The 4090-nt window shown below is 59.7% G+C and carries 2 protein-coding genes and 2 pseudogenes; 3 read left to right on the forward strand and 1 reads right to left on the reverse strand.

Going from position 1 to position 4090, the window contains the following annotated elements; all coding sequences use genetic code 11:
- Positions 1 to 140 precede the first annotated feature (140 nt).
- Entirely contained in the window at positions 141 to 749 is a 609-nt protein-coding gene (locus tag CINSTRO3249_RS13690) for a glutathione S-transferase N-terminal domain-containing protein (RefSeq protein WP_371441386.1), read from the forward strand.
- Between the two features lie 194 nt (positions 750 to 943).
- On the opposite strand, the gene pbpG is transcribed toward CINSTRO3249_RS13690, so the two are convergent.
- Entirely contained in the window at positions 944 to 1906 is a 963-nt protein-coding gene (gene pbpG, locus CINSTRO3249_RS13695; RefSeq protein ID WP_074013679.1) for a D-alanyl-D-alanine endopeptidase, read from the reverse strand.
- 857 nt (positions 1907 to 2763) lie between these two features.
- On the opposite strand from pbpG, the pseudogene CINSTRO3249_RS13700 reads away from it, so the two are divergent.
- Positions 2764 to 3804 (forward strand): annotated as a pseudogene (locus CINSTRO3249_RS13700) (HlyD family secretion protein); the annotation flags it as partial.
- Positions 3801 to 3965, forward strand: a pseudogene (locus CINSTRO3249_RS13705) (EmrB/QacA family drug resistance transporter); the annotation flags it as partial. The pseudogenes CINSTRO3249_RS13700 and CINSTRO3249_RS13705, both read left to right, overlap by 4 nt.
- Between the last annotated feature and the right edge of the window lie 125 nt (positions 3966 to 4090).

Raw genomic sequence — 4090 nt, forward strand, 5'->3', positions numbered from 1 at the left:
GTCATATGCTGTTTAACCCGCGTCTGATATCGGCGGGTAAGGCGAGAGTCAATCCCGCCAACAGATAGGTTGAAATCATTCTGCAAAGTAATAACAGGTATCACGATAAATGTGTAGATACCTATGCCTTCGAGGAGAGTCTGCACCCCTTTGCGCCGCCGGCGGCCACTTCCCCCTTCAGTCGTTTTTCACCCACCGGCAAAGTTCCCGTGTTAATCGATGGGGCGCAGACGGTGTGGGATTCACTGGCCATAGTAGAGTATCTGGCAGAACGTCATCCGCACGTCTGGCCGGAAGCGGCGGCGGCGCGCGCCTGGGCGCGTAGCGCGGCGGCGGAGATGCATGCCGGTTTTGTCACCCTGCGCAATCTCTGTCCGATGTCCTGCGGCGTGCGGGTGCGCCTGACGCAGTTACCGCCGGCGCTAAAGAGAGATATCGCCCGTCTGGATGCCCTGTGGCAAGACGGGTTGAGTACCTTTGGCGGCCCCTGGCTGGCGGGTCCGGCGTTCAGCGCCGTGGATGCGTTCTATGCGCCGGTGGTGTTCCGCGCGCAAAGTTTCGGCCTCGCGCTAAGCGCGCCGGCACAGGCGTGGTGTGAACGGATACGGCGTTGCCGGCGATGCAGCTTTGGTATCAGCAAGCGCTGGAGGAAACCTGGCGCGACGCCGACCATGAACAGGAAATGCTGGCCTGCGGCGAGTTGGTCCACGATTTCCGCGCGGCGCGGCCGGACTGAGCGGCGCGCCTAGAGTAAGCGGTGCTACCTGTCTGAGCGGCGCGGCCGAATTCAGCAATGCTACCTGATTGAGCGGCGCAGCTGAAGCTAGCGGTGCTACCTGATTGTGCGGCGCGGCCGAATTGAGCAGCGTCGCCGGTATCACCATTGAGGGGTGAGGTTTAATCCGCGTGCGGGTTCGCGACCAACCCTTTCCTTAGCCGTTTCTCACTCCATTGATTGCCCATCGTCGTGGCGGATGTTGCGCGCGGTCTGATCGACCAGCCGCGCTTTCTGCCGCTTATAATCCAGCGCCGCCGGCGGCACCGGTGAGGCTTTGCCGGTCTCAAGCCAGCTGCGGATGCGGTTGGCGTCGGCAAAATGGGTATATTTACCAAAGGCATCAAGCACCACCAGGGCCACCGGGCGGTGATTGATGACGGTGCGCATCACCAGGCAGTGGCCGGCCTGGTTGGTGAAACCGGTTTTAGTCAGCTGAATGATCCAGTCATTGCGATAGACCAGATGGTTGGTATTGCGAAACGGCAGGGTATAGGCAGGATGGCGGAACGTAGCCATGGTTTCGTGCGTGGTGCTCAGTTCGCTCAGCAGCGGGTAGCTTTTGCTGGCCATCAGCAGCTTGGCCAGATCGCGCGCGGTCGACACGTTATGCATCGACAATCCCGTCGGCTCCACATAATGGGTATGGGTCATTCCCAGGGCGCGGGCTTTGGCGTTCATTGCATTGATAAAGGCGCCGTAGCCGCCGGGATAATGGTGCGCCAGACTGGCGGCGGCGCGGTTTTCCGAAGACATAAGCGCCAGCAATAGCATGGTGCGACGGTCAATCTCGCTGCCGACCCGTACGCGGGAAAAGACGCCGCGCAGTTCCGCAGTCTGGTGGATATCCACCGAAATCATTTCGCTCATCGGCTGTTTGGCGTCCAACACCACCATGGCCGTCATCAGCTTGGACAGCGACGCAATGGGCACCACCTTGTCAGGATGGGCGGCGTAGAGCAAATGATTATTCGACATATCCAGCACCAGCGCGCTACCCGATGCTATTTGCAACGGCGAGACCAGCGGCGCGGGTTCCGTGCTCAGCGCCGCCTGGGCGGGAGCGACAACCAGATTGCCGAGGGTGAAAAGTGACACGCCAAGATACACTACACGTAAAAGAGAAAGCATTATCCGTTACCTGAAAAATACCGCAGGGCCGCGGTGAATTGCGCATTAGTATATCCCATTCACCCAAAACACGAATCGTCGGGAAGAGGTATTTTTTTGTCACCTTTTTAACGCGCCCCGCCCTTGACACAAGGGAATAATTAGCGCTTGTCTTGTTAATTCTGCTTTGCTGAGTATGCTGGATGGAGGTGTTTTAGCATTTAATGGCGTAACGACATTTCCTGTCGTGCGCGGACTGGCGTTTAGCGAAAATCCTTTTACCCTTAATGACACAGTTTCCTTTTATTCTGGCGCAGCGCTTGCCACGTTAGTTGATGGAGCCTATGGACAGCCACAAACCCAAGTACCCTTCCGATGCTTCCCGACCCAATGACGACGCTAACCGTCATTCTCCGCTATCCGCCGACGCCGCCGGCATCGATGGGGATCCCCGTCTTGGTGACCCCCGGCCAGGGGGCGAAGGGCGCGAGTCCCGCGCGGGCGACACCCGGCGGGAAAACGATTACCGTCATGGCGAATATGGCACCCCACCGGAATATGGCACCCCACCGGAATATGGCACCCCACCGGAATATGGCACCCCGCCGGAAGATAATCTCCGGGATGGCGAACATGGCGCCCCACCACAGCATAACCACCGGAATAGCGAGAATGCCGCCCCACCGCAGCATAACCACCGCGATGGCGATAATAGCGCCCGGCCGGAGGACAACCCGCGGGAGGGCGAAAATAGCGCCCAACCGCAGCACAACCCGCGGGATAGCGATAACAGCGCCCAACCGGCGGATGACACGCAGGAGGGCGAAAAGGGGACTCAGCCGGAGGATGATCCGCAGGAGACGGATGATGACGGCGGCAACGACCGCAAGCGCCCCGGCAAGAAGCCGCTGATTATTCTGGCGGTGGTGGTGGTAGTCATGCTGATAATCGGCCTGTGGTTCTGGCTTTCCACCCGCAACCAGGAAACCACCGATGACGCCTTTACCGAGGGCAATGCGGTGACCGTCGCGCCGAAAATCTCCGGCTACGTGGTAAAACTGCTGGTCAAAGACAACCAACGGGTGCATCAGGGCGATCTTCTGGTGCAAATAGACCCGCGCGATGCGACCGCCGAGCGCGATCGCGCGCGGGCGCAGTTGGGTCTGGCGCAGGCGCAACTGCATCAGGCGCAGCTGGCGCTCTCCCGGGTGCAATACCCCGCTCAACTCGCCCAGGCCAATGCCCAGCAGGCCCGCGCCGAAGCCAATTTGCAAAATGCCGAGGCGGACTACCGCCGGCAGCGCGGCGTCGATCCTCGCGCGACCTCGCAGCAAAACATCGATAACGCCAGCGCCCAGGTGCGATCCGCCCGCGCCGAACTGGCCAACGCCCAAGCGCAAGTCGAGGTCGCCGCCCAAGTGCAATTGCAGGTGCGTCAGGCCGAGACCAATGTCGAAGCGCGCGAGCGTCAGGTCGACCAAGCGCAGGCGCAATTGGAAACCGCAGACCTCAATCTCTCCTACAGCAACGTGCGCGCGCCGTTCGACGGTTTCGTAACCCGGCGCAACGTCCAGCTCGGCACGTTGGTACAGGCGGGCAGTTCGCTGTTCTCGGTGGTGTCGCCAGACATTTGGATTACCGCCAATTTCAAGGAATCCCAGCTTGAGCGCATGCGCCCCGGCAATCAGGTTGAGATCACGGTGGATGCCTATCCCAATCTCACCTTGCACGGTCATGTCGATAGTATTCAGCAAGGTTCGGGCTCGCGCTTTTCCACCTTTCCGGCCGAAAACGCCACCGGTAACTTCGTGAAAATTGTTCAGCGGGTCCCGGTCAAAATCGTCATCGACAGCGGCCTGGATCCCAACGCGCCGCTGCCGCTGGGGCTGTCGGCCGAGCCGAAGGTCATGCTTGAATGAGCGGCGAACGCCACTGGACGCCGTCCAGTAATCCCTGGGCGGTCGCTATCGTCGTCACGCTGGCGGTGTTCATGGAAATTCTGGACACCACCATCGTCAACGTCGCGCTGCCCCATGTTGCCGGGACCTTGTCCTCAAGCTATGACGAGTCCACTTGGGTGAATCACCCCGGATAAATTAGAGTCTATACTTTAAAAGTGGAGGTCTCTATGACAACGACCAAACGTTACTCTCCGGAAGTCCGTGAACGGGCAGTTAATCTAGTGCTGGAAACTCAGCATGAGCA

The sequence above is a fragment of the Candidatus Sodalis sp. SoCistrobi genome (assembly GCF_900143145.1).
Classification (GTDB): Bacteria; Pseudomonadota; Gammaproteobacteria; order Enterobacterales; family Enterobacteriaceae; genus SoCistrobi.

Coding starts and splice junctions, on each gene's coding strand:
- pbpG (WP_074013679.1), bottom strand. CDS start 1,906: ATGCTTTCTCTTTTACGTGTAGTGTATCTTGGCGTGTCACTTTTCACC.